This window comes from Streptosporangium sp. NPDC051023 (assembly GCF_040689595.1).
Classification (GTDB): domain Bacteria; phylum Actinomycetota; class Actinomycetes; order Streptosporangiales; family Streptosporangiaceae; genus Streptosporangium.
The window spans coordinates 111262-136511 of sequence record NZ_JBFBCE010000009.1; the positions used below are offsets into that span (position 1 = coordinate 111262).

At 70.3% G+C, this 25250-nt stretch carries 17 protein-coding genes; 2 read left to right on the top strand and 15 right to left on the bottom strand.

The window, feature by feature from the left end:
* Positions 1–86: 86 nt before the first annotated feature.
* The 10 genes from AB0395_RS08500 to AB0395_RS08545 form a co-directional block, all read right to left on the bottom strand.
* Positions 87–1217: an acyl-CoA dehydrogenase family protein gene (locus AB0395_RS08500; protein ID WP_366278293.1), complete on the bottom strand. Its 1131-nt coding sequence runs from the start codon at positions 1215–1217 to the stop codon at positions 87–89.
* 25 nt (positions 1218–1242) lie between these two features.
* Positions 1243–2436, bottom strand: coding sequence for an acyl-CoA dehydrogenase family protein (locus AB0395_RS08505; protein ID WP_366278295.1), 1194 nt, complete (start codon positions 2434–2436; stop codon positions 1243–1245).
* A 74-nt stretch (positions 2437–2510) separates the two neighbouring features.
* A complete protein-coding gene (locus AB0395_RS08510; RefSeq protein WP_366278297.1) occupies positions 2511–4757 on the bottom strand; it encodes an acyl-CoA dehydrogenase in 2247 nt (748 codons plus the stop codon).
* A gap of 68 nt (positions 4758–4825) precedes the next feature.
* Positions 4826–5968: a steroid 3-ketoacyl-CoA thiolase gene (locus AB0395_RS08515; RefSeq protein ID WP_366278299.1), complete on the bottom strand. Its 1143-nt coding sequence runs from the start codon at positions 5966–5968 to the stop codon at positions 4826–4828.
* Positions 5949–6092, bottom strand: a complete 144-nt coding sequence (locus AB0395_RS08520; RefSeq protein ID WP_366278301.1) for a hypothetical protein — start codon at positions 6090–6092, stop codon at positions 5949–5951. Before AB0395_RS08520 ends, AB0395_RS08515 begins: the two co-directional genes overlap by 20 nt.
* Positions 6093–6139: 47 nt before the next feature.
* On the bottom strand, positions 6140–7348 hold the full coding sequence (locus AB0395_RS08525; protein ID WP_366278303.1) for a DegT/DnrJ/EryC1/StrS family aminotransferase: 1209 nt from the start codon (positions 7346–7348) through the stop codon (positions 6140–6142).
* A gap of 43 nt (positions 7349–7391) precedes the next feature.
* On the bottom strand, positions 7392–8576 hold the full coding sequence (locus AB0395_RS08530) for a lipid-transfer protein (protein ID WP_366278305.1): 1185 nt from the start codon (positions 8574–8576) through the stop codon (positions 7392–7394).
* Positions 8573–8992 carry a MaoC/PaaZ C-terminal domain-containing protein gene (locus AB0395_RS08535; RefSeq protein ID WP_366278307.1) on the bottom strand — a complete coding sequence of 140 codons (420 nt, stop codon included), beginning with the start codon at positions 8990–8992 and terminating at the stop codon, positions 8573–8575. The genes AB0395_RS08530 and AB0395_RS08535 overlap by 4 nt, the downstream gene beginning before the upstream one ends.
* On the bottom strand, positions 8989–9426 hold the full coding sequence (locus AB0395_RS08540) for an OB-fold domain-containing protein (RefSeq protein WP_366278309.1): 438 nt from the start codon (positions 9424–9426) through the stop codon (positions 8989–8991). Before AB0395_RS08540 ends, AB0395_RS08535 begins: the two co-directional genes overlap by 4 nt.
* Entirely contained in the window at positions 9423–9983 is a 561-nt protein-coding gene (locus tag AB0395_RS08545; RefSeq protein ID WP_366278311.1) for a MaoC family dehydratase N-terminal domain-containing protein, read from the bottom strand. Before AB0395_RS08545 ends, AB0395_RS08540 begins: the two co-directional genes overlap by 4 nt.
* Positions 9984–10232: 249 nt before the next feature.
* On the opposite strand from AB0395_RS08545, the gene AB0395_RS08550 reads away from it, so the two are divergent.
* Positions 10233–10808: a TetR/AcrR family transcriptional regulator gene (locus tag AB0395_RS08550; protein ID WP_366278396.1), complete on the top strand. Its 576-nt coding sequence runs from the start codon at positions 10233–10235 to the stop codon at positions 10806–10808.
* Between the two features lie 139 nt (positions 10809–10947).
* Here the strand turns inward: AB0395_RS08550 and AB0395_RS08555 are convergent, their stop codons facing one another.
* Both AB0395_RS08555 and AB0395_RS08560 read right to left on the bottom strand, forming a co-directional pair.
* Positions 10948–11181, bottom strand: a complete 234-nt coding sequence (locus tag AB0395_RS08555) for a hypothetical protein (RefSeq protein ID WP_366278313.1) — start codon at positions 11179–11181, stop codon at positions 10948–10950.
* The gene (locus AB0395_RS08560; RefSeq protein WP_366278315.1) at positions 11178–11696 is read right to left on the bottom strand and encodes a carboxymuconolactone decarboxylase family protein; all 519 of its coding nucleotides are present in this window, start codon (positions 11694–11696) and stop codon (positions 11178–11180) included. The genes AB0395_RS08555 and AB0395_RS08560 overlap by 4 nt, the downstream gene beginning before the upstream one ends.
* 88 nt (positions 11697–11784) lie before the next feature.
* Here AB0395_RS08560 and AB0395_RS08565 point away from each other — a divergent pair, with 88 nt between their 5' ends.
* Positions 11785–12348: a TetR/AcrR family transcriptional regulator gene (locus tag AB0395_RS08565; protein WP_366278316.1), complete on the top strand. Its 564-nt coding sequence runs from the start codon at positions 11785–11787 to the stop codon at positions 12346–12348.
* A 57-nt stretch (positions 12349–12405) separates the two neighbouring features.
* On the opposite strand, the gene AB0395_RS08570 is transcribed toward AB0395_RS08565, so the two are convergent.
* The 3 genes from AB0395_RS08570 to AB0395_RS08580 are packed head-to-tail and all read right to left on the bottom strand — an operon-like array spanning position 12406 to position 25242.
* Positions 12406–14166, bottom strand: coding sequence for an NAD(P)/FAD-dependent oxidoreductase (locus tag AB0395_RS08570; RefSeq protein WP_366278318.1), 1761 nt, complete (start codon positions 14164–14166; stop codon positions 12406–12408).
* Positions 14167–14177: 11 nt separating this feature from the next.
* Positions 14178–15845, bottom strand: coding sequence for an NAD(P)/FAD-dependent oxidoreductase (locus AB0395_RS08575; RefSeq protein WP_366278319.1), 1668 nt, complete (start codon positions 15843–15845; stop codon positions 14178–14180).
* Positions 15835–25242 (bottom strand): amino acid adenylation domain-containing protein, encoded by a 9408-nt coding sequence (locus AB0395_RS08580; protein WP_366278320.1) that lies wholly within the window; start codon positions 25240–25242, stop codon positions 15835–15837. Before AB0395_RS08580 ends, AB0395_RS08575 begins: the two co-directional genes overlap by 11 nt.
* Positions 25243–25250: the final 8 nt, after the last annotated feature.

Below are 25250 nucleotides of genomic sequence, written 5' to 3' on the forward strand. Positions count from 1 at the left end.
CCCTGCCTTCCTCTTGCTCCGGCTGCCATCCGTCGACCGGCCGGGCGCCGTCCAGTGCCCGCGGCGGGCGGGAGACCCCCGCAGCTTCACGCGGGCGCCCCGATGGCGCCGCCGTTCTCCAGCACGTCGCCCAGTTCGGCGGCCACCGCGTCCGCGCCGCCCAGCGAGAACGCGATCTGGCGACCCCAGAGGAAGTAACGGTGAATCGGGTAGTCGACGTCGGCGCCGATGCCGCCGTGCAGGTGCTGTGTGGCGTGCACGACCCGCAGCCCACCCCGGGACGCCCACCACTTGGCCACGAGCGTCGCGGCCTCCGCCTGATCCTCCTGACCGGTGTCCATCAGCCACGCGGCGCGCTGGGTGGTGAGCCGGATGCTCTCGGTGTCCAGATAGGCGTCCGCGGCCCGTACGGCCACAGCCTGGTTGGTGGACAGCGGCCGGCCGAACTGAACCCGCTCTGAGGTGTAGGCCGCGGTCATCCGCAGCGCCTCCTCGCACACGCCGAGCTGGACCGCGGACATCGCCAGCCGGGCGCGCCGCCGGATCCACCGCGCGATCTCGGCCCCGTCACCGGACAGCACGTCCACGGCCGGTACCACGGCTCCGTCGAAGCGGACGGCGGCGTGGCTCTCACGGCTGGTGACGTGCGCCGCGGTGATGCTCACACCCGGCTGGCCGGTCGAGACGACCATGACCGCGACCTCGCCGGACGTCGTGCCGACCGGCACGACGATCGCGGCGGCGGCCTCGGCGCCGGGGACGGAGGCCAGGTCGCCCCTGAGCGTCCAGTTCTCGCCGTCCCGCTCCGCCCTGACCGCCCAGGAGTCACCCGAGGTGTTCTCGAACGCGCCGGTGAGGATCGCCGAGCCGTCCAGCACACCGGGTAGCCAGCGCTCGACCTGCTCGGCGGTGCCGAACCTGGCGAGGGGCAGGGCCGCCATGCTCAGCGTGGCCCACAGCGGCACCGGAGCCACGCGGCGGCCCTGCTGCTCCAGCAGAGTCACCAGCCCGAGCATGCCCATGCCGGCGCCGCCCGCCTCCTCGGGCAACGGAATCCCGAAGACGCCGGCTTCGGCCAGAACCGACCACAGCCGCCGGTCGATCCCGCCTTCGGAGATCTCAACCTCACGCACCCGGTCAACCGGCGCCAGGTCCCCGAAGATCTTCTCGGTCAGGCTCCGGACCGCCCGCAGGTCGTCGTCGAGTTCGAAGTCCATATGAATTCCTCCTGCTCTTGGCTGGTCACGTGGCGTTCGCGTTGCGTCGGGAGGCCAGCGTCATGCCCAGGCACTTGGCCGCCACGATCTCCCGCATCACTTCGTTGGTTCCGCCGCCGAAGGTGTTGTTCTGCGCCCGGCGGCCGAGGGTCTCCACCCGGCCCTCCAGCGCGGCTCCGGAACTCCCGGGGCGGAGCAGCCCCTGCGCGCCGAGGATCTCCTGCAGCATTCCGTACGCGCTGACGACGGCCTCGGTACCGAAGATCTTGGCGGCGGCGGAGTCTCCGCCGCCGAGGCTGTTGCCCGCCACATCGGCGATCAGCCGCAGGTTCATCAGGTCGGCAGCACTGAGCAGCGCGTAGATCTCCGCGAGTTTGCCGCGCACCCACGGCACGTCGAAGAGCCTGCCGTCTCCGGAGCGCTGCCGCTTGGTCCATTCGAGGACCTCGGAGAACAGCTCGTTGGCGATGCCGCCGCGGGCGGCGAGGGCCACCCGCTCGTGGTTGAGCTGGTTCGTGATCAGCTTCCAGCCGCCGTTGAGCTCGCCCACGAGGTTGACGACCGGCACCCGGACGTCCTCGTAGTAGGTCGCCGAGGTGCTGATCCCGCCGACGGTGTGGATCTCGGTGACCGAGAAACCGGGGGCCGTGGTCGGCACCAGGACGACGGAGATGCCCTTGTGGCGTGGCGCGTCGGGGTCGGTGCGGACGGCCAGCCAGATCCAGTCCGCGTACACGCCGGCGCTGGTGAAGATCTTGTTGCCGTTGATCACCAGCTCATCGCCGTCGAGCCGCGCCCTGGTCTGCAACGAGGCGAGGTCGGTTCCGGCGCCCGGCTCGGTGTAGCCGATCGCGAAGATGAGCTCGCCGGTCAGGATCCGCGGCAGGAAGAAGTCCTTCTGCTCCTGGGTTCCGTGCTTCATCAGGGCCGGGGCCACCGTGTTCAGGGTGACCAGGGACAGCGGCGCGTTGGCCCGGATGACCTCGTCGTAGAAGACGTAGAGGGCCTCGGGGTCCTCACCTCGCCCGCCGTACTCCGCAGGCCAGCCCAGGCCCAGCCAGCCGTCCCTGCCCATCTGGCGCAGGATCCGGCTGAACGTCGGCCCGCCCTCGGTCTGGTCCACCAGGTCGCGGCGGTCCTCCTCGTCGATGAGGCCGGCGAAGTACTCGCGCAGTTCCTTGCGCAGGGCTCTGGACTCCGGGGAAAGGTCCGGGTGCATGGCGTGCAACTCCTTTGTGCGACGGTCGGGACAGGTCGTGCCAGCACGGTGACCTGTCATGGCGTGAGGCCGGCTCACCGGGGGAGGCCGAGGACCCGCTGTGCTATCACGTTGAGCTGGATCTCGATCGTGCCGCCTCCGAAGAGAACAGCCGGAAGCCCGATGTGGTCGATGACGTGATCGGCGTCCGGATCCACGACACAGCCCAGGGGACCGAGCAACCTCAGCAGCTCGCGGGAGCCCTCTCGCTGCGCAAGGGTGTTGTAGACCTTGAGCACGCTGATCTCGGCGCCCACGTCGAGGTTCGACAAGCGGGCCAGGACGCTGCGCAGGTTCAGGGCCGACAACGCGATCTCGCGCGCGACGCCGCGCCCCAGCGCCCGCACCGTCTCCTGCCTGCCGGCGTCGTGCCCGCCGGTTTCGAGGAGTCGCCTGATGCGGTCGGCGGAGCCGTGATGGAGCTTGGTCGAGCCCATGCTGAGCCGTTCGTTGGACAGCGTCGTGACCGCGAGCCTCCACCCATGACCGGGTTCCGCCACCAGGCACTCGTCCGGCACGAAGACGTCGTCGAGGAAGACCTCGTTGAACTCGGAAAGACCCGTGGCCTGGCGCAGTGGCCGCACCTCAACCCCGGCCGACCTCATGTCGACCAGGAAGTACGACAGCCCCTGGTGCTTGGGGACGTCGGAGTCGGTCCTGGCCAGGCACACGCCCCAGTCCGCCTCGTGGGCGAGCGAGTTCCAGACCTTCTGCCCGCTGAGCGACCAGCCGCCGGGTACCTTCCGCGCCTTCGTGGACAGGCCGGCCAGGTCGGAGCCGGCGCCGGGCTCGCTGAACAGCTGGCACCAGACGATCTCCCCACGCAGGGTGGCACCGATGAAGCGTTCCTGCTGGGCGGTGGTTCCGTGGACGAGAAGGGTGGGCAGCACCCACTCCCCGATGACGGTCGTTGGCTGGACCAGGCCGCGACGCGCGAACTCCCCGCCGATCACGGCCTGTTCCGCCGGGCCCGCGCCCAGGCCGTACGGGGGCGGGTAGTGCGGTGACACGAGTCCGGCGTCGGCCAGCCGGGCCCGGCGTGCGCCGCCGCGGCTCGTGGCCCACCCGGAGCCGGTCACCTCCTCCTCGGGGAGCGCGAGAACCTCGTCCAGCGCGTTCCCCACCTGTATGCGCAGCTCAGCGAGGTCGTCCTCGCCGACGAAGGAGAAGTCACGCCGTCCCTTCAGCGCCGCCTCACCCAGACGGGTGGCCCACCGTTCCTCCGCGCCCGCGGCGGAGGCGACACTGATCGCGCGCCGCCAGTAAAGATGGGCGTCGTGTTCCCAGGTGAAACCGATCCCGCCGAGCACCGTGACGCATTCCAGGGCGGTGTCGACCGCCAGCGGCAGCGCGGTGATCGCGGCCTGCGCCGCGGCCAGTTCCTGCTGGAGCGTCGGCTGGTCCGCGGCCCGGGCGGCGTCCCAGGCCGCCGCACAGGTGATCTCCGACCGGACCAGCATCATCGCGGCCTTGTGCTGCACGGCCTGGAAGGCGCCCACGGGGCGGCCGAACTGCACACGGGTCTTGGCGTGCTCGACCGCGGTGTCGAGACACCAGGCCGTGATCCCGCTCGCCTCCGCGGCGAGCAGGGCGTTGACGGTGAGGTCCACGCGGGCGGGCACAAGTCCCCGGAGCACCCGCTCCTCGTCCACCCGGTGCGCGTCGAGTTCGAGGCGGCCGACCGAGCGGGTCAGGTCGGTCCCGTCGTCGGCGCCGATCGCCACCGAGGGTCCCTCTGCCAGCCGGAACCACAGCGACTCACCCGGGCTGTCCTCGACGTCGGCGCGCACGATCACGATCTCGGCACCCGGAAGCCCCAGCACGGGCCCCGTGGTCCCGCTGACGGTCCACCCGTCCCGGCTCCGCGCCGCACTGAGGCCCCGCCCCACCACGAGAGCACCGGTCGCACCCTCGCTGAAGGCCGTCAGCAGTTCACCTGCGGGTTCCAGGGACCCACTACCGGCCTCGCCATCCGTCCGGGCCGAGGCGACCACGGCGCTCGCGAGCACCGTCGGCAGGTACGGGCCGGGAAACAACGCCTTCCCCAGCTGTTCGGCCACCACGGCCAGTTCTGGCAGGCCCGCCCCGCCGCCGCCATACTCCTCCGGCAGATGCAGGCAGTGCAGGCCCAGAGGCAGCATGGCGTCCCAGGAGTCAGGGCGGCCCCCTGCCGCATACTCGGCGAACCGCGCTCGGGTCGCCTCGACCGGGGCGGTACGGCGCGCGAACGCCGCCACGCTCGCGGCGAGATCGCGGTGCTCGTCGTTCAAGGGGAGAGGCACAGGTCATTCCTCGTCATGGAAGGCGTCGCGGAAGGTGTCGGGAAGGTGCGGTGACGGTCCGGCGTCCGTCAGAGCCGTTCGAGGATCAGGCAGGTGGTCGCGGCCGAGGCGCAGATCGCGATCATCGCGGTCTGCCGGTCGCGGCGTTCGAGCTCGTCGAGGGCGGTCGCGATCAGCCTGATCCCGGTCGCGCCCGCCGGGTGGCCGAGCGCGATGGCGCCGCCGTTGACGTTCAGGAGCTCCTCGTCGACGTCGTGGACCCGGGCGAACGACATCGGCACCGAGGCGAACGCCTCGTTGACCTCGAAAAGGTCGATGTCGCCGATCGTCATCCCGGCCCGCTTCAGCACTCTCGAGGCGGCGGCCACGGGACCGTCGAGCATGAACTCGGTGTCTCCCCCGATCACGCACTGGCCCAGGATGCGAGCCCTCGGGGCGACGCCGAGCGAGCGGGCGCGCTCCCGCGACATCAGGACGGCCGCGCTCGCGCCGTCGGACACCTGGGACGACGTGCCCGCGGTGTGCAGGCCGTCCTCCTTTGTCGGGTTGAGCCGCCCCAGGGCCTCCATGCTGGTCTCCCTGATCCCCTGGTCACGGTCGACGACCTGAGCGTCCGCCCCGTCCTCACCCGGCACGGAGACGGGGATGATCTGGGAGTCGAAACGGTGCGCGTCCCAGGCCGCCCGTGCCCGCTCCTGCGAGCGCAGGCCGAACGCGTCGATGTCCTGGCGGGTGAGCCCCCGTCTGCGAGCGATCCGGTCGGCCGCGGTGTACTGGTCCGGCATGTCCACCGACCAGTCGGCCGGGCGCGGAGTACCCGGGCCCAGGCCGACCTTTGCGGTGAGCGGCACCCGCGACATCAGCTCGACACCGCAGGCGACGCCGACGTCGAGCGTGCCCATGGCGATCTGCCCGGCGAGCAGCAGCACCGCCTGCGCGGCCGTTCCGCACTGGGCGTCGATGGTCGTCGCGCCGGTGTCCGTCGGCAGGCCCGCGTGCACCCAGGCGGTACGGGCGATGTTCCCGAACTGCTCACCGATGGGCGTGACACACCCGCCGATCACCTGCTCTACGAGCGCGGGGTCCACATCCAGCCGATCCAGCACCCCGCGCTGGGCGCGGCCGAGAAGGTCGGCGGCGTGCAGCCCGGCGAGCCAGCCGTTCCTGCGTCCGAACGGCGTGCGCGCCGCGTCAACGATGACCGGTTCCACCGGCCTGCTCCTTTCCGTCGAAACCTGTCACGTCGAGTCCTCGTTCCTTGGTCAGGTCGAGGCTCACGAAGCTCTGACCGGTGGCGTCCTGTGCGCAGCCGATGCCCCGGCCTGCGCCGGTCACCGGTGCCCCGCGTCCCCCGAAGCGTCTGGTCCCCGTCGTCCTCGCCGTCACTTCCATGCCGCCGCGAACCGGTGGATGCTGTCGGTGATCCGCTTGACCTCGGCGTCGCTGAGCCCGTGGCTCATGCCAAGGGTCATGCCGCGTTCGAAGACCTCGTCGGCGAACGGCAGTCCTTCCTCCGGCTGCCGGAACTCGACGCCGGCCATCATCGGGTGCCGGGTCACGTTGCCGCTCCACACCGTCCGGGTGTCGATGCCGTCGGCCTCGATGGCCTCCTGCAGGTCGCTGCGGCTGAACGGCGCGTCCTTGCTGATCGTCATCGGGTAGCACAGCCAGGCGGTGTCGAGACCCTCGGTCTCGCGCGGCACGGTGAAGAACTCGGGGTGGCTGCCGTAGGCGGCCGTGTATGCCGCGAAGATCTCCTTGCGCCGTTTGTGGTTGTCCCCCAGCTTGTTCAGCTGCTGCACGCCATAGGCCGCTCCCAGCTCGGACGGCTCGAAGTTCCACGGCAGGACGTCGAAGATGAAGTCGTTGTCGTAGTCGACGCCGTCGAGGTCCTCGCGGAAGACCCTGCCTGCGCCGGAGGTACCGAACAGATTCGGCTCGGACCGGCGACCCCACCGGCGCAGCAGCAGGGCCTTGTCGCGAAGCCCGTCGTCGTCGACCATCACCATGCCGCCCGTGCCCGCGCAGGTGATGATGTGCGCCATTGAGAAGCTCGTGACGCTGATGTCGGCGCGGGCGCCCGTGGGCGTGCCCCTCAGGGTGGGGCCCAGGGCGTCGCAGGAGTCCTCGATCACCTTCAGGCCGTGCCGGTCGGCGATCTCGCGTACGGCGTCCCAGTCGGGGGCGTTGCCGGCCAGGTTCGGCAGCAGGATCGCCCCGGTCCTTTCGGTGACCATCGCCTCGATCTTGGTCACGTCCACGTTGTACGTGTCCGGTTCGACGTCGACGAAGACCGGCACCAGTCCGGCGCGGACGATCGGCGCGACGTCGGTGGAGAAGGTGAGCGGCGAGGTGATCACCTCGCCGCCGGCCGGAAGACCGAGCAGTTCGACGGCCAGGTAGAGCGCGGAGGATCCCGAGTTACACATGACGCCCAGCGCCTTGCCGCTGAGGGTGGGGACGCGCGTCTCCATTTCGTTGACGTGCCGCCCGATTCGCAGGCCCTGGTGCCCGCTGCGCAGCACGTTGAGGACGGCCTGGATCTCCTCTTCTCCGTGCACCGCCCGGGCATAGGTGATTCGTTCGGTCATCGTGACTCCTTGATTCGGGGGGTGAATGTTCTGCGTGGCTCGTTCAGCCGTCGGCGCCGAGCACGAGTGCGCTGTGCGGCACGGGCGATCCGCCGGTCACGAGAACGTTCTCGATCGGCTTGGCCGGCTGGTTCGTCGAGGTGCCGCGGATCAGGCGCACGCCTTCGGCGATCCCGTTGACGCCGTGGATGTAGCCCTCGCCGAGCTGTCCGCCATGCGTGTTGACGGGCAGCAGGCCGTCGACCTCGAGGTTGCCGTCGGCGACGAAGTCCTTCGCCTCGCCGAGTCCGCAGAAGCCGTACTCCTCCAGTTGGAGCAGGACCATCGGGGTGAACGCGTCGTAGAGCACGGCCGCGTCGATCTCCGCTGGCCCGAGGCCTGCCTGACGCCACAACTGGTCGGCGACCAGGTTGACCTCGGGCAGTCTGTCGATGTCGTCGCGGTAGTAGCTGCTCATTGAGATCTGCTGCGGGCCGACGCCCTGGGCGGCCGCCCTGATCACGGCGGGCGGGTTGGGCAGATCGCGGGCCCGCTCGGTGCTCACGATGACCAGTGCCTGCCCGCCGTCACTCTCCTGGCAGCAGTCGAGCAGGCGCAGCGGCTCGGCGATCCAGCGAGAGTTCTGGTGATCTTCCAAGGTGATGGGACGCCGGTAGAACCACGCCTTGGGGTTGTTGGCGGCGTGTTTGCGTGAGAGCACCGAGATCCGCCCGAAGTCCTCGCTGGTGGCGCCGTATTTGCGCATGTACAGCATCGCCAGGAACGCCTCCTGCTGGGCGGGCGTCAGCAGTCCGTAGGGGTTGATCCAGTTGCGGTACTCCTGGTCGGTCGAGGGGGTGTAGGCGAACGGCGGCGGACCGGCGCCGAAGCGGTGGCCTGAGCGCTCGTTGAAGGCGCGGTACACCACGACCACCTCCGCGACGCCCGTCGCCACGGCGAGAGCGGCCTGCTGCACCGGAGCGCAGGCGCCTCCGCCGCCGTGCGGAATGCGGCTGAAGAACGAGAGCCGGGGAATGCCCAGCGCGCGGGCGACGGCGATCTCCGGGTTGTTCTCCATGGTGAACAGGGAGAAGCCGTCCACCTCGGCCGGGTCGATGCCGGCGTCGTCCAGGGCCGCCAGCACGCTCTCGCAGGCGAGCCGCCACTCGCTGCGTCCTGAGTCCTTCGAGAATTCGGTCGCGCCGATGCCTGCGATCGCCGCGGCGCCGGAGAGTCCGTCCCCGGTCATGCCCCGTCTCCTTCCACCCGTTCCACCCGCGCCACCGTCACGTCGGCGGTCACGTGGACTCCCCGTTCGTTGCCGCCGGTCACCCGCAGCGTCACCGTCCCCGTACCGGTCTCGGTGACCTCGCCGGAGAAGCGGAGGGTGTCGCCGGGGAAGGCGGGCACCCCCAGCCGCAACGAGACCCGGGTGATCCGCGAGTTCGGGCCGGACCAGTCGGTCACGTAGCGGTCGACGAAACCGTTGGTCGAGTTGATGCTCAGGAAGATGTCCGGTGTGCCGCGCCGCCGCGCCTTGCCCGGGTCGTGGTGCACATCCTCGAAATCCTGCGAGGCGATGGCGGCGGCCACGATCGTCGTACGGTTCAGGGGCAGGTCGAGCGTCGGCATCGGTGTGCCGACGGCGCAGTCGTCCAGGTTCATCGCTCTCCCTCTCCACGGCGACGGAGCCGGGGCAGGATCTCGCCGTGCGCGTGTTCGGCGAAGCACACCTCAAGCTCCATGCCGAACTCGATCTCCTCACGGTCGACGCCGGAGATGTCGGCGACGAGCCGGGGCCCTTCCTCCAGGTCGACGAGGCCGACGACCAGGGGGTAGTCGAACGCGTCGTCGCGGGGATGGTGGATGACCGTGTAGCTGTGCAGGGTGCAGCGCCGGCTGGCCTCCAGCGTGTCCCAGTCGAAGGACCGGCACTTCGGGCAGGCAGGCGCGGGCGGATGGCGCAGGGTGTGGCAGTCCGCGCATCGCTGGATCTCCAGGCGTCCCGCACGCGCCGCCCGGAACCAGAACTCGTTGTCCTGGGTCACCACCAGCCGCGGGACCGCGGTCCGCACGGCGCTCTCCCGGGCCTCGCTCATACGGCCTCCGCCCTGGAGTCCGGAGCGAATCTGAGCAGCCGGAACCGCTCCTTCACCAGGAGATCGCCGTCGGAGTTCAGATACTCCTTCAGCAGGGTGACGAAGCACCCCTCTCCCAGCGCGGTCCTCTTCAACGGCGAGATCGCCTCGATGGTGAAGCGCGCGGTGACGTGGTCACCCGGGTGCAGTTCCCGGACGTACTCCTGCTCCACGTTGGTCGCGACCACGGACGTGTAGCCCGCTTCGTCGAGCATGTTCATCAGCCGCGAGTACGCGAAGTCCTCGACGGCTCCTTCGGCCCGCAGCCGCTGGATCTCACGGTGTCTGCGGTAACCGGCCATCACCCATGTCGAGACCATCGCGGGCGGGCAGACGACGTCCGGCCTGCCGGTGGCCCTGGCGGCTTCCCTGTCCACGTATATCGGGTTATGGTCGTCGTGCGCCTCCACCCAGTTGCGGATCATCGCTTCGTTGACGGCGTATCTCGCGACTCGTGGTGGCTCGGCGACACTGCCGACGAACCGGCCGAGCTCCGCTTCGAGACTCTGGACGGGCACCTTCACCCCTTCACTTGAGCAAGCGCTTGATCCGGGAAGGTAACACCGGCCGGGGAAGCCCGGACAAGGCCGGTCCCACTGAGTGGGCGCGATCCCGAGGACGGCGCGCCGGATCCGGGAGACCGCGGACGCGCGGCGGTGATCCGGCCGCCCGCACGGGACCGACGTCCCGCACGTCCACAGCTCCTCTACGCTCATCTGTGAGCACGCACGAAGCACCGCGAACTGAAGGAGACCACCTTGGGCTCGATGCCAGACCGGCGCGAGAAGATTCTCGCCGTCTCGGCAGAGTTGTTCGCCACCAAGGGAATCGCGTCAACGACCGTACGCGACATCGGCGAGGCGGCCGATGTGTTCTCCGGCAGCCTCTACCACCACTTCAAATCCAAGAACGCGATCGTCGCCGAGATCCTCGCCCGGTACATGAACGACATCCAGCGGCGGTTCGCCGAGGCCGTTGAGCACTCGCAGCAGCCGCAGGAGGTCCTGCGCGGCCTGATCCTGGAAACACTGGTCATCATCGAGCAGCACCCCCACCCCACGGTGATCTACCAGAACGACCGGCGTTACCTGCGTGACAACGGCCTGCTCGAGCCCGTGGACCATGCCTCTCGCTCGGTCCGGGAGTACTGGATGACCGCGATCCGCGCCGGTGTCGCGGACGGGAGCCTGCGCGACGACATCCCCGCGGAAGTCTTCTACCGGTCCGTGCGCGACTCGCTGTGGGCGTCGATGCACTGGCCCATCCGCGGCGGCTACTCCACCGCCGAGTTCGCCAACCTGCTCGCGAGGTTGTTCTTCGGAGGATTCGCCACCGAACGCTGACGGCCGCGACAGCCTGCTCTTCGGGATCCGCGTGCACCTGTCCGTCCCCCTGAAGGGGCGCCGTACAGGGACACAGGCCGCCGCCGCGCACGAAGCGGGGCCCGTGTCCTGGGATCGGTTCGACGCGGGGCGGCGGTTTTCAGGCCGGGGACGGGTCCGAGGCGTCCGCCGCCCCCGATCGGTAGGTGATCAGCCGGATCGCCGGGGCGGAGAGCACGTCGACGTGGCCGCTGCCCGGGACCTCGACGTGCGCGAACCCGCCCTCGAAGGCGACCAGCGCCTCCTGCACGCGGTCGGTCCGCCCGCCGTCGGGCCCCGTCAGGTGGTAGCCGGGGACGAGCTCGACGGAGGCGGTGCGCCAGGTGAGGTTCACGCGATCACCTCGGGGAAGTCCAGGTCGGGCCGGGCCAGGTGGTTGAAGTGGTTGGACAGGGTGTTGAGCGCGACATGGGCGACGATCTCGGCGAGCTCGGCATCGGTCACCCCGGCCTTCCTGACCAGGGCAAGATCCTCGTCGCCCACCCTGCCGCCCGTCCGGACGACCTCCCGGGTGATCCGCAGCACCGCTTCCGCGTGCGGGTCGTCGTCCCGGGCGTCACGGGTCCGTTCGAGCTCCTCCCGGCTCATACCCAGCAGGCCGCCGCGCAGGGTGTGCGCGCTGACGCAGTAGGTGCAGTGGTTCTCCTGCGCGACCAGCAGGGCGATCTGCTCGCGCAGTCTCGCCCTGAGCACACCGCGGGCGAGCGCGTCACGCATCGCCAGGTAACCGCGCAGCGCGGCGGGACCGTTGGCCAGCGCGGCGTACAGGTTGGGCACCCGGCCGAGCCGGCGTCGCGTCTCCTCAAGCAGGCCGTCAGGGTCTTCGGTCAGCTGTGGCAGCCGAGGCATGGTTACCTCCAAAACAGTACCGATCAGTTCCGTTTAAATACGGTACCGATCAGTTCCATTTGCGTCAACGGCGGCTAGAATCGGTGGTGTGCCGACCCGAGCCCGTGAACGCCTGCTGGACACCGCCGAAGAGCTCTTCTACGCCCAGGGCATCCGCGCCGTCGGCGTTGAGCAGATCCTGACCGTCTCCAAGGTCGGGCGCGCCTCGTTCTACCGGCACTTCTCGAGCAAGGACGCCCTGGTGGTCGCCGTGCTCGAACGCCGCGACCTCCAGTGGCGCGAGTGGCTGGCCGAACGGGTCGCCGCGCACGGCGGCGGGCCGCTCGCGGTCTTCGACGCGCTCGCCGAACGGTTCGCCCGCGCCGACTTCCGCGGCTGCGCGTTCATCAACACGATGATCGAGACGGCCGATCCCGGCAGTGCGGCCCATCAGGTCGCCGCAGGCCACAAGAGCCGGGTGACCGGCTACGTCGAGTCGCTGCTCACCACGGCGGGGCACCACGCCCCCGCCGCGCTCGCCCCACAGCTCGTCATGCTCATGGACGGCGCGATCGTCACCGCGCTGCGCGAGCGCTCCACCGCCTCCGCCACACAGGCCCGGGCCATCGCCGCGGTCCTCCTGGAGTCGACCGAACCCCTGACCGCCTCCTGAACGCCGGCGGGACGCCGCGGGGAAGGCCGTGCCCGGCCTCCCCCGCGGCGGGAGCGCTCAGGAAAGAGCCCTCCCGGTGGGGACGGCCCGTCTGCGGGGTTCGTCCGCGACGTCCGCCCGCGGAGGACGGGGCCCAACCGGGACGACGAGGTGCGTCGGCGGCGGCGCCGTCTCGTCGACGCTCGCGGTGAACGTCTTGCGGTCGTCCCGGCAGACGAACTGCATGACGTGCCTGCCCGCGGCGGCGGCGCGGATCAGGCCGCCCGTCGTGGCCCACACCCCCGACTGATAGAAGTTCTCCAGCCCCGGCAGTCCTGGTCCGTGCTTCTTGACCAGTTCCTCCAGGGTCTCCCCGCTCTCCACGAACGGCTGCCAGCCGAGAACGGTCCCGTCGTAGTTGCCGGTGTAGCGGACCTGGGTGAGCGGGGTCGACACGTCACGCACGGCGATCGCGTCCTTGATCCCCGGGAAACGCCGCTCCAGGAAGTCCGTGAGCGCGATCCTCGCCCGGCGTTTGGCCGCGGAGTACTCGCGCCCCCGCCGTACCGGCATGGTGTGTATCTCCTCCCCCCGGTGCATGCGGCTGGCCTGCTCCGGCCCCTCGGCCAGGGCTCGCCATGGGGCGATGTCGCAGAAGTAGGTCGCGTAGACCACGGTGCTGTCCCGTGGCGACAGCTCGGGATAGTGCGCGCTGCGGAACTGCACGTTGATGCTCGGGTGCCTGATGCCGGTCAGGTCGGCGGCCTCGGCCTCGCTGAGCAGGTAGGTCGTACAGGGGTCCCCTTCGGGGAAGGGGCGCCGCAGGCCGAGGAACAGGCAGAAGTAACCGGGGAACACCATGCCCGCTTCCTTGATGGTCGTGGTGTAGAGGTGCCGGTAGGCGTCGTCGAGGTAGCGGCCCTTCAGGAACTTCGTCATCGTGGTGTGGCCGTCGCAGGCGGAGACCACGATGTCGGAGCGGAACTCGCCGCCGTCGCTGAGCCGTACCCCGACCGCACGGTCGTTTTCGACCAGCACCTCCTCGACCTTGGCGTTGTAGGTCACCTCGCCGCCGAGCCGCAGGTAGCGCTGCTCGATCGACCTGGCCAGGCCGAGCGAACCGCCCTGCGGCACGCCCGCGGACAGGTTCGCGTGTGAGGCCAGCTGGAAGTAGAACGGCAGCACGGGGAACGCCGGATGCTTCTCGTAGAGGATGAAGTTGAACGCCTCCCGCAGCAGCGGATCGGTGAACCTCGCCGAGTAGTCCGTCATCAGCACCGCCATCGACTTGCGGATGACGTTGAAGTACGGGACGAAGGAGGCCAGCATCCGCAGGCGCTCGACGCGCCCCATCAGGCCGACCGGCTTGAGGAAGGGATAGACGGCCAGGCACTTCCTGAACGCGCGCAGGCCCGCGCAGAAGTCCCTGATCAGCTTGGCGTCGGCGGGTGCGAGGTCGAGCAGGTGCGCCTGGAGCCGGTCGGGGTCGGAGTAGAAGTAGACCGCCCGGCCGTCCCTGCCCCGCACGATGTTGAACACGTCGAAGTGACGCATCTGCTTGCCCTGGAGCGCGCCGAGTTCGAGCCAGATCTGGTGCATCTCGTTGCCCGGCCCGTTGCCGAGCAGCCAGCTGATGCAGCAGTCCAGCGTGAAGTCGCCCCTTTCCCAGGCCGTGCAGCAGCCACCGGGGATCTCATGCATCTCGAAGATCCGGGTCCTGTAGCCGTTCATCTGCGCGTAGCAGCCGGTGGACAGGCCACCGAGACCGGCGCCGATGATGATCATCGTTTCTCTGTTCCGCTCCGGCCCTGACACGTCCTTGGTCTCCTTGGTGGTCACCTGATCGCCGCCTATCGCACGAGTCGCTTGTCGAGTTGCGGCATGTGCCCGAACTTTCCGGGGTGCCAGGCATCGTGGCCGGGGCTCTCCCAGGCCCTGAACTCCACTCCCAGCTCCTCGCACAGGTACTGGACGGCGAAACGCCCGGTGGACGCGGCGCGGATCAGGCCACCCATGCCGACCCACTGACCGGCCATGGAGAAGCCGCGCAGCCCCGGCAGCCGCATGCGGTCCTTGTTGACCAGCTTGGTCGCCAGGTCATCGGCGTCGGAGAAGGCCTTCCAGGCCAGGATGCTGCCGTTGAAATTGCCGGTGTAGCGCCTGGTCGTCGCGGGCGAGGCGACGTCGATCAGGTCGATGTGTCCGACCAGGCCCGGATGGCGCCGCTCGAGGAAGCCCCGCACGAAGTCGGCGACCTGGCGCTTGCGCGCCCAGTACTCCCTGCGGTTCTCCGCGCGCAGCGTCTTCCAGTAGGCGAAGTCGCTGAAGTAGGTGCAGTGGATCACCGATTTCCCCGGCGGCGCGAATCCGTCGGAGTAGCGCGAGCGCAGCTGCACCACCAGGCTGTTCTGCAGCGCGCCCGGCAGCCCAGCCCCCTCCTCGGCGGACAGCAGGTAGGTCGTGCTGTGCGCGCCGCCGGGGTCGAGGTCACCGTCGATCCCGACGAAGGCCGAGACCACGGCAGGGAACAGGATGCCGGGCCGGTTCAGCATCTCGTCGTAGAGTTCGCCGATCCTCGGGCCGGTGTATTCGCCCCCCAGAAGGCCGTAGACGGTGGTGTGGCCGTCGCAGGCCGACACCACGTGGTCGGCGTAGTAGCGCTTACCGCCCCTGAGCTCGACCCCGACCGCGCGCCCGTCCTCGACCAGGATCCTGTCGGCACGGGCCCGGTAGGTGATCTCGCCGCCCAGCGAGGTGTACCGCTCCTCGATCGAGCGGGCCAGTCCCAATGACCCGCCCTGTGGGAAGCCCGCGTTGCCGTTGTGGGCGCAGGCCATGTTGAACAGGTACGGCAGCAGCGGGAAACCCTCGGGGTCCTGGAAGAAGATGTTGCGGAACGCGCGACGCAGCAGCGGGTCCTGGAACCTGTCGGCGAAGGCGTGCATCTGGGTCGCCGCGGTGCGCCAGAACAACCGGAAAGCGGGCAGCACCGTGCGCAGGGTCCTGGCCTTCTCCCGCGCCGTCTGCAGCGGGGGCGGTTTCAGGAACGGGTACAAATCAATGGCGACGAAGCGCCGCAGGTCACGGCAGAACGACCGGATCAGCGGCGCGTCGGCCGGTGAGAGCTCCAGCAGGTGCCGCTCGAGGCGGTCCGGGTCGGTGTAGAACGTCACCGACCTGCCGGTCTCGTCGGTGACCTTGTTGAACATCTCGAAATTCGTGATCGTCTTGCCGTCGAGCGCACCGAGCTCCCGCCACACCTGGTTGGCGTTGTTGCCGGGAGCGGTGCCGATCAGCCATTCGATGCAGTAGTCGAAGACGTAGCCGTCGCGGGCCCAGGCCGTACAGCAGCCTCCCGGCAGGACGTGCCTCTCCAGGATGCGGGTCTCCATCCCGCTCATCTGCGCGTAGCAGCCGGTGGCCATGCCCGCGACGCCCGCGCCGATGACGAGAACGCGTGGCCTGCCTCCTGGAGAGCGCTCACGGGTGCTCCAGTCCTGGCCGGGATCATGCGACATGGGCTCCGCCTCCCGCCAGGATGTCGCGCACCAGGTTCGCGTTGCGCGCGATGTAGTCCTGGTCGAGCATCTCGGCGTGCGTGCCGAAGCCGCGGAGAACCGCGGTGCGCGCGGCCGAGCTGCCGTGCCAGGTGCCGCGCTCCGCCGCGGCGTAGAAGGCGACCTTCTCCTCGTCGGAGATCACACTGACCGCGGCGGCGACCGTCCCGAGGTTCGGCGTGCGGCTGGAAAAGTCGATGTACTCCCTGGCCTGGCCGAGCGTCTCCTCGGCGACGATCTCGGAGCCGGTGTGCCTGAGCAGGTGCTCGCCCAGCTCGCGTTCGAAGATCTCGAAGTGCTCGTCGCCCAGCTCGAAGGCCTCGGAGATGCGGTAGGAGTCCATAATGACCACGTTCGGCACCTCGCGCCCCCGTCCCTGGAGCTCCTTGGCCACCTCGAACGCGAGGTTGCCGCCCAGCGAGTAGCCGAACAGCTCGCAGGGACCCTCGGGCTGGACGGACTCGATCAGGTCGGCGTAACGCGTGACCTTGTCCTCGCCCGCCACGTAGTTGAACGCGACGAACCGGTACTCGGGAAGGTGGGCGGCCAACTGCCGGTAGACCAGGCCGTGGCCTCCCGCGGGCGGGAAGCAGAAGATCGTCTTGTCCCGGTCGGGGTTGAACCACAGGTACGGCTGCGCACCCGCCAGCCTGCCCGTGATGATGTGCTCGACCGTCATGGCCATGCCGTGCAGGGTGGTGACCTTGAACAGGTGGCTGACCGGGATGGTGACGTTGAACTCGGCCTGGAGCCGGTAGATCAGCTCGATCAGCTTGATCGAACTGCCGCCCACTTCGAAGAAGTCGTGCTGCAGGCCGATCCGCTCAAGGCCGAGGAGCGACCTCCAGTGCTCGGCCACGCGCGTCTCGTAGAGCGTCACCGGCGGCTCGTGGGCCTGCTCCCCCGTGTCCGCCGCCGGTGCGGGCAGCGCGGCGACGTCGACCTTGCCGTTCGGTGTCAGCGGCAGCTCGGCCAGCTCGACGTAGTACGAGGGGATCATGAACGTCGGCAGGTATCCGGCGAGGTGCCTGCGCAACGCGCGCCAGTCCAGGCCCGCGCCCGCCGCGGGCACGCAGTAGGCGCACAGCCCGGTGTCGCCGCGGGCGTCCGTGACGACCGTGACCACCGCCTGTGCCAGCGCGGGCCAGGCCGCGAGCCGCGTCTCGATCTCGCCGATCTCGATGCGGTGGCCACGCACCTTGATCTGCGCGTCGACGCGTCCGAGAAGCCGCACGCCGCCGCGGGAGTCCCAGCTCGCGAGGTCGCCGGTGCGGTAGAGGCGCACGGGCTCGGCTCCGGCCTCGCGGCTGAGCGTCATGGTGAGGAAGCGGTGAGCGGTGTGCTCGGGATCGCCGACGTAGCCGGTCGCGACGCCGTCGCCGCCGACCCACAGCTCACCCGGCACGCCGGGCGGCACCGGCTCGCCGTGCTCGTCGAGGATGTAGAGCGCGCTGTTGGGGAACGGCCGCCCGATCGGCACCATCTGGCCCGGCTCAAGCCCGTCGGCCGGGCCTTCGAAGTAGGCGCTGTCGATGGTGGCCTCGCTGAGGCCGTAGGAGTTGACCAGGCGGGTCTCCGGGCCGCACAGGCCGCGCAGGCGCTGGTACTCCTCCACCTTCCAGGCGTCCGAGCCGACGACCAGCAGGCGCATGAAGTCCAGCCGCTCGCCCTCCCGCTCGCAGTAGGCCATCAGACCTCGGACGATCGCGGGCACGAACTCGCCGCAGTCGACCCGTTCGGCCAGCATCGTCCGGTGCAGGCGCGCGGTGTCGAACAACAGCTCGCGGCGGACCAGAACCAGGGTGCCGCCGGAGCACAGCGCGCGGACCAGGTCTCCGGTGAAGACGTCGAACGAGAAGCTCGCCATCTGCAGGTGCACGCGGACGTCGTCGTCGAGGCGGTACTCCTCGTGCCACGCGGCGTAGGCGGAGGCGAGGTTGCGGTGGCTGACCTGTACGGCCTTCGGCCTGCCCGTCGAACCCGAGGTGTAGATGACGTAGGCGGGGGCATCCAGCCCGACCGGGATCTCCCCGTCGTCCCCGTCCGCCTCCGCCCCGGCGCCCCGGTGCAGCTCTTCGAGGGTCAGCGTCTCCCCGGCCGGCCCAGCCAGCCCGGCCAGCCGCTCCCGGCCGGACTCGTCGACGACGACGAGTGCCGCGCCCGCGTCACGCACCATGTAGGCCAGGCGCTCCACGGGGTAGCCGGGGTCGAGCGGCAGGTAGGCGCCCCCGGCCCTGAGCACCGCCAGCAGGGTCACGATCAGCTCGGGGGACTTGTCCAGGCACAGCGCGACCACGGCACCGTCGCGGACGCCCAGCCCACGCAGCCTGCGGGCCAGCGCCCAGGAGCGGTCCTCGAGCTCGGCGTAGGTCAGCCGCAGCGTCTCGCCCGTCTCCGTCGGCGCGCAGACGGCGACCGCGCCGGGGTGCCCGGCGGCGGCCTTGCTGATCAGCTCGTGCACCGGCGTCTCGTGGGCGGCCCGCCGCCTCGCCCCGCTCCAAGCGTGCAGGAGGTGCTCGCGCTCGCCGGGGGCGAGCAGTTCGAGCCGGGTGGCAGGCTGTGCCGAGGGCGCGCGGGTCAGCGCGTCGAGCAGGTTGACGTAATGCGCCGCGAGGCGCCGCGCCGTCTCGGGCAGGAACAGGTCGGTGTTGTACTTGAACACACAGTGGAAGCGCTGGTCCGCCTCGTCCTCGTAGGCCGAGAGCGTGAGGTCGAACTGCCCCTCCTCCTCGGGCAGCTCGATGTACTCCAGGCGGTAGCCGTACTTCTCGGTGGCGACCTTGTGGGCGAGCAGGATGAACATCGCCTGGAACACCGCGGAGCGGCTCGGGTCGTGCTGCAGGCCGAGTTTCTCGACCAGCAGCACGAAGGGGTACTCCTGGTTGTCCAGGCCGTTGAGCACCGTCGTGTGGACCCGGGCCAGCAGCTCGGAGACCGAGGGGGCGCCCGCGAGGCTCACGTGCAGCGGCAGCGGGTTGACGAAATAGCCGTAGAGAGAGGCGAACTCCTCCTGGGTACGGCCCGTCACCGGGCTGCCGACGATGATGTCGTCCTGCCCCGAGTAACGGTGCAGCAGGAGGTAGTAGGCGCTCAGCAGCACCATGAACACGGTCACGTTGTGCTCACGGGCCAGCGCGTGGACGCGCGCGCTGAGCTCGGTGTCGAGCACGAAGAACTCGGAGGCGCCGTTGTGGGTCTGGACGGCCGGGCGCGGCTTGTCGACGGGCAGGCTGAGCATCGGCACCTGGGCCGGCAGGTGGCCCTGCCAGTAGTCGAGCATCCGCCGCGCTTCGGGCCCCGCCAGGAACCGGTCCTGCCAGTTGAGGAAGTCGAGGTAGGTCGCGGAGATCGGCGGCAGCTCGATCCTTTCCCCCCGGCGCAGCCCCTCGTATATCGCCAGCAGCTCCTCGATGAAGGTGAACGTCGAGATCGCGTCGGAGATGATGTGGTGGACCGCCTTCATGATCACCCAGCGGTCGTCGGCGCGCTTGAAGAGGCGGAAGCGGACCAGGGGGTCCCTTTCCAGGTCGTACGGCTTGCGGTACTCGCGGATGATCATCTGGTAGACGTCGTCCCACTCCTCCTCCAGGACGTCGAACAGGGCGAGGTCCTCCCTGTTCTCGGTGGAGATCCGCTGGAGGGCACGCCCCTCCTGGAGGACGAAGTTGGCACGCAGGATGGGATGGCGCCGGATCAGGGCTCGTACGGCGTCGAACATCAGCTCGGGGTCGAGCTCCACCCGCACCTCGACGGCGCCGCCGATGTTGTAGGCGAAGCCGTCCGGGTTGAGCTGCTTGAGAAACCACAGCGCCTTCTGGTTCTGGGTCAGGGGGTAGCGGTGCTCGTCCAGGAACACCTCGGTCTCAGCGGCCTCGGTGGCGTCGGCGCCGTCACCGGCGTCCGCCGCGACCAGGGCGGCCAGGCCGTCGTGCAGCTGGGCCGTCAGGTCGCCGACGGAGGTGCCGCTGAGCAGGGCGACGACCGGCAGCGCGACCTTGAGCTCGGCCTGGACCCGGGCGCGCACCTCCATCGCGAGCAGGGAGTCGAGGCCCAGCGTGTTGAGGCTGACCTCCGGCTCGACCTGCTCCGTCCTGACCCGCAGCACGCCCGCGACCAGCTCGGTGAACCGCTCGGTCACCAGCAGGACGCGCTTGTCCTCGTCGGCCTCGCGGAAGGTGTCGAGGAAGCCGCCGCTCGTAGCGGGCGAGGGAGTGTCGGCGGAGCGGGCCAGTTCGGTCACCAGCGGGGGCGGCGAGTCGTACCAGGCGAGGAAGACCTGCCAGTCGACGACCGTCGCGACCAGCAGCTGGGCCCTGTCCTGGCCGATGACGCGTTCGAGCACTGCCATTCCCGCGTCCGGCGGCAGCGAGCTCATCCCCCGGCTGTTGCGGTAGTGGTCGACCAGCCCGAGTTCCTCGATCATGCCGGTGGCCCACGGCCCCCAGTCGAGGCTCAGCGCGGGCAGGCCCCGCGCGCGCCTGTGGTGCGCCAGCGCGTCCAGGAAGGCGTTGCCCGCCGCGTAGTTGGTCTGGCCCGCGGTCGTCAGCAGCGAGGCGATCGAGGCGAACAGCACGAAGTGTTCGAGCGGTTCGTCCCGCAGGTGACGGTGGAGCAGGTAGGCGCCGACGACCTTGGGATCGTGCACGGCATCGAAGACCTGCCGGTCCATCTCGGGGACCAGCGTGTCGCGGACGTGGCCTGCGAGGTGGAACACGCCGCGGATGGGCGGCGAGTCGCGCCGCCGGTAGTCCTCGAGCCAGGCGGTCAGGGCCGTCTCGTCGGTGATGTCGAGCGGCGCCAGGATCGTCTGCGCGCCGAGCGCCTCCAGCTCCCTGACGAACCGCACGCTACGCCCCGCCACGGTGTCCGGATCCGTCTCGCGCCACCGATCGCGCTCCGGCAGCCTGGTGCGGCCGACCAGGATGAGCCTGCGGGCGCCCCGGGTGACGAGCGTGCGACACAGCAGCCTGCCGAGCGCGCCGAACGCGCCGGTCACCAGGTAGCTGCCGTCGGCACGCAGGCGCAGCGGCAACGGGCGGGTGAGGTCGGTGGCCTGGGTGAGCCTGCTGGTGTATCGGCGGTCGCCGCGCAGGGCGATCTCGTCCTCGTCGTCGGTCAGCACCTCGCGCAGCAGCGCCTCGGCCTCGGCCCGGCGCGCGGAGGCGTCCTGGCCGCCCGCGGGATCGAGGTCGATCAGCTTGCCTCGCCGGGCGACCAGCTCCTGGTACCACAGCACCCGGCCGACGCCCCACACGGGCGCGCCCAGTGGTTCGACCGGGTCGCCGGCGGCCACGGCCTGCGTGCCGCGTGTGACGATGTACAACCTGCCGTCGTTCTGCCCGGACAGCGGCGACTGGGCGAGCGCGATCAGCGAGTAGGTGCCGAGGCTGCTGTGCGGGCCGAGTTCGCCGCGGTCCGTCGCGTCGATCGGCGGCAGGTCGAGGTTCCACAGGTGCACCACGGTGCCGAACGACGCGCCGTCCGCGCCCAGATCGGCGAACAGGCGCCCGAGGTCGGCCGCGGAGCCCGGCACGACCGTCGACTCGCCGTCCTCCAGCCCGGCGTGGTAGCCGGCGCCCGGACGGACCAGGTGGCACCGGCCGCCCCGCTCGGCGACCAGTGCCGCCAGCTCGGCGGCGACGCCCCGCGCGTCGGCGAAGATCAGCCAGTCCCGCGGTTCGCGCGGGGCCGGCGCCGTCTCGGCCCGGTCGCGCTCCGGGCGGCCCTCGCCGAACGGCCTCTCGGCCCAGGTCACGTCGGCCAGCCAGCCGTCGATCGTGCCCCTGCCGACCGTCGTCGAGGCCTTCTCGACGTCGGCGGCGCGGAATCCGGTGATCCGGCCGAGCGACGTGCCGCCGTCGGAGTACACGGCGATGTCGCCGACCAGTTCGTCGCCGTCACGCCGCGCGACGGTCGCGTGCGCCCAGAGCGGCCGGTCGCCGACGGGGTGGACGCGCACCTCCTCGATCGACAGCGGCAGGAGGATGCCGGAGCCCGGCCCGTCCGCGGACCCGCGGAGGATCAGCGGCGTCAGCAGCGCCTGGAAGCAGGCGTCGAGCAGCGCCGGATGGAAGTGGTCTCCGGCGGCGTCACCGCCGAGGACCTCGGGCGGCCTGATGCGGGCGAGCGCCTCGCCCCGGCCGATCCACACCTCCTCGATCCCCTGGAACGCCGGTCCGTAGTGGTAGCCCATGTCGGCCAGCGCCGAGTAGCATCCCGCGCCGTCGAGACGGCGTTCGCCGCGCGCCTTGATCGCCTCGATGTCGAGCTCCGGGTTGAGCATGCGGTTCTGGGCCGCCCGTACGACGCCGCTCGCGTGCACGACCCTGTCGTGGGCGTTGTCCGAGGCCGTGGCGACGGTGAAGGCGGCCCCCTCTGAGGAGAAGGACAGCTGCACCGTCCTGGCCTCCCCTTCCGGCAGGAACAGCGCCTTGCGCAGCTCGATGTCGGCCAGCGCCGCCTCCGCGCCGCCGGTCATCGCCCGCACCGCCTGCGTCGCCATCTCCAGGTAGCCCGCCGCGGGGAACAGCGCATTGCCCTGGATCCGGTGGTCGCCGAGGTACGGCATCGCCTCGATGTCGAGCCTGGCCTCCCAGGTGGGCTCGGCCATGGCCAGGCGACGACCCAGCAGCGGATGGTCGAGCCTGCCGAGCCGAACCTGCTCGACCGGTCTCGGCTCCGCCCAGTAGCGGTCGCGCTTCCACGGATAGCGCGGCAGCGTCACCGGGCTGCCCACCGGGTACAGCCTCTCCCAGGCGATGTCGACGCCCAGGTTGTGCAGGGCGGCCAGCGACATGGTGAAGCGCGCCGCCTCGTCCTCCTGGCGGCGGATCGACGGCAGCGTCCTGCCCTCGAGGTTCCTGTCCGCAAGGCATTCCTTGATCGAATGGGCCAGCACGGGATGCGGGCCGATCTCGAGGAACAGTCCATGGCCGTCGTCGGCCAGGCGATCGACCGCGGCACGGAAGCGGACGCTGTCGCGGACGTTGCGCCACCAATAGGCGGCGTCCAGCTCGGTGCCGTGCGCGAGTCCCTCCTTCCCGGTCAGGTAGAGCGGCACCCGCGCGGCGCGCGGCTCGAGCCCGGCCAGCGAGGACAGCAGCTCGTCCTTGATCAACTCCATCCGCGCGCTGTGGTACGGCACGCGCACGGTGAGGAACTTGGCGAAGACCTGCTCTGCCCGCAGCTCGGCGGCGAGCCGCGTGAGCGCCTCCTCGTCCCCCGCCAGGGTGATCGCGGTCGGGCTGTTGACCGCGGCCACCGACACCAGGTCGCCGTAGGGCCGCACGCGGCGCGCCGCCTCGTCCTCCGGCAGGCTCACGGCGAGCATGGTGCCGGTGCCGACCAGCTTCTGCTGCAGGCGGCTGCGGTGTACGACAACCTTGACCGCGTCGCGCAGGCTGTAGACCCCGGCCTCGTGGAACGCCGCGACCTCACCGGTGCTGTGCCCGACCACGGCGTCCGGGCACACGCCGTACGAGCGCCACAACGCCGCGAGGCCCACCTGCACGGCGAAGTTCGCCGGCTGCGCGAGCCAGGTCTCCGCCATGTTGGAGTCGGCTTCCTGCGCGTTCATCTCCTCGGTCAGCGACCAGCCGGTGAGCTCGCGGATCTCGTGGTCGCAGCGCTCGACCGCCTCGCGGTAAACCGGCTCGCTCTCGAAAAGCTCGCGCCCCATCGCCCACCACTGCGGCCCCATGCCGGTGAAGACCCAGACCAGCCCGCGCTGCCGCCTTTCACGCCGCTGGTCGAGGAGCACGTGCGGCCCCTCCTCACCGCGGAGGTACTCGGCGAGGCGCTCGTCCAGCGACGCGCGCGACGAGTACACGACCGACAGGCGCGACTCGAGGTGCTGGCGGCGGCGGGCCAGCGTGTAGCCGAGGTCGGGCAGTGAGACGGCCTCGCCGTCACCGGCCGCGAGCTCCCGCCTGATGCCCCTGACCATCTCGGGGAGGGCGGCCGGGTCCCGCGCGGTCAGCGGCAGGATGTTGCATCCGGCCTTCGCCTGGGCCGGGGGCCGCTGCGCGGCCTCCCGCGCCGGCGCCTCCTCGAGCAGGACGTGCGCGTTCGTGCCGCCGAAGCCGAAGGAGTTCACGCCCGCCCGCGCGGGTCCCTCGTGCTCGGGCCAGTCGGTCAGCGCGGCCGGGATCTCGTACGGCATCCCCGCCAGGTCGATGTCGGGGTTGACCTGTTCGAGATTGATGTGAGGCGGGATCTTCCCGTGCTCGAGGGCGAGCGCCGTCTTGATCAGCCCGGCGATTCCCGCGGCCGACTCGGTGTGCCCGATGTTCGTCTTGACCGAGCCGACGTAGCACTTGGCCCCGGGCCTGCGGCCGATCGACAGCGCGCGGCCGAGCGCGCCGGCCTCGATCGGGTCGCCGACGGGCGTCGAGGTGCCGTGCGCCTCCATGTACTGCAGGCTGCCCGGCTCGACGCCCGCCTCGGCGCAGACCCGCTCGATCAGGCTGACCTGGGCGTCCGGGTTCGGCACCGTGATGCCGTTGGTGCGGCCGTCCTGGTTGACCCCGCTGCCCACGATCACCGCGTGGATCGGGTCACCGTCCCGCAGACTGTCCTCAAGACGCTTGAGGGCGACCACGGCGACGCCCTCCGCGCGCACGTAGCCGTTGGCGGAGGCGTCGAAAGTGCGGGAGCGGCCCTCGGGGGACAGGAAACCGCCCTTCGTCTCCGCGATGGTGTACTGCGGCGTCATGTGCAGCAGCGTGCCCCCGGCGAGCGCGAGGCTGGTCTCGCCCCGGCTCAGGCTCTGGCACGCCAGGTGCACGGCCACCAACGACGAACTGCACGCCGTGTCGAGCGAGACGCTGGGGCCGCGGAAGTCGAAGCAATAGGAGATGCGGTTCGAGACCATCGTCATCATGGTGCCGGTCGCGGTGTGCGCCGCCAGGGTCTCGAAGCTGAGGTCGGCGAACTGCAGGATCTTGTAGTCCAGCGTGAAGGCGCCGACGAACACGCCGACGTCGAGTCCCGCGAGCTCGGCGGGCTTCTGGCAGCCGTCCTCCAGCGCCTCCCAGGCCACCTCGAGCAGCTTGCGCTGCTGCGGGTCCATGTGGTCGGCCTCGCGCGGGCTGATGCCGAAGAAGGCCGGGTCGAACTCGTCGAAGCCGTCGATGTAGCCGCCCCGGCCGCCGACCAGCCTGCCGGGCTTGGCCTTGTCCCGGCTGCCGAGCGTCGCGACGTCGTATCGATCGGCCGGTGTCGGGGTGATGCAGTCCTTGCCGTCGATCAGGTTCTGCCAGAACGCCCGGTGGTCGGAGGCGCCGCCGGGAAACCTGCAGCCGATACCGACGATAGCTATCTTGTCACGGAGAGTAGTGATAATTGGGTCCGTCACCATTGGATCCT

Excerpts from the sequence above, each read along its gene's own strand:
- AB0395_RS08580 (WP_366278320.1), bottom strand. The coding sequence starts at position 25,242 with ATGGTGACGGACCCAATTATCACTACTCTCCGTGACAAGATAGCTATC.
- AB0395_RS08575 (WP_366278319.1), bottom strand. The coding sequence starts at position 15,845 with ATGTCGCATGATCCCGGCCAGGACTGGAGCACCCGTGAGCGCTCTCCA.
- AB0395_RS08540 (WP_366278309.1), bottom strand. The coding sequence starts at position 9,426 with ATGAGCGAGGCCCGGGAGAGCGCCGTGCGGACCGCGGTCCCGCGGCTG.
- AB0395_RS08530 (WP_366278305.1), bottom strand. The coding sequence starts at position 8,576 with ATGACCGGGGACGGACTCTCCGGCGCCGCGGCGATCGCAGGCATCGGC.
- AB0395_RS08560 (WP_366278315.1), bottom strand. The coding sequence starts at position 11,696 with ATGCCTCGGCTGCCACAGCTGACCGAAGACCCTGACGGCCTGCTTGAG.
- AB0395_RS08535 (WP_366278307.1), bottom strand. The coding sequence starts at position 8,992 with ATGAACCTGGACGACTGCGCCGTCGGCACACCGATGCCGACGCTCGAC.
- AB0395_RS08550 (WP_366278396.1), top strand. The coding sequence starts at position 10,233 with ATGCCAGACCGGCGCGAGAAGATTCTCGCCGTCTCGGCAGAGTTGTTC.
- AB0395_RS08505 (WP_366278295.1), bottom strand. The coding sequence starts at position 2,436 with ATGCACCCGGACCTTTCCCCGGAGTCCAGAGCCCTGCGCAAGGAACTG.
- AB0395_RS08500 (WP_366278293.1), bottom strand. The coding sequence starts at position 1,217 with ATGGACTTCGAACTCGACGACGACCTGCGGGCGGTCCGGAGCCTGACC.
- AB0395_RS08525 (WP_366278303.1), bottom strand. The coding sequence starts at position 7,348 with ATGACCGAACGAATCACCTATGCCCGGGCGGTGCACGGAGAAGAGGAG.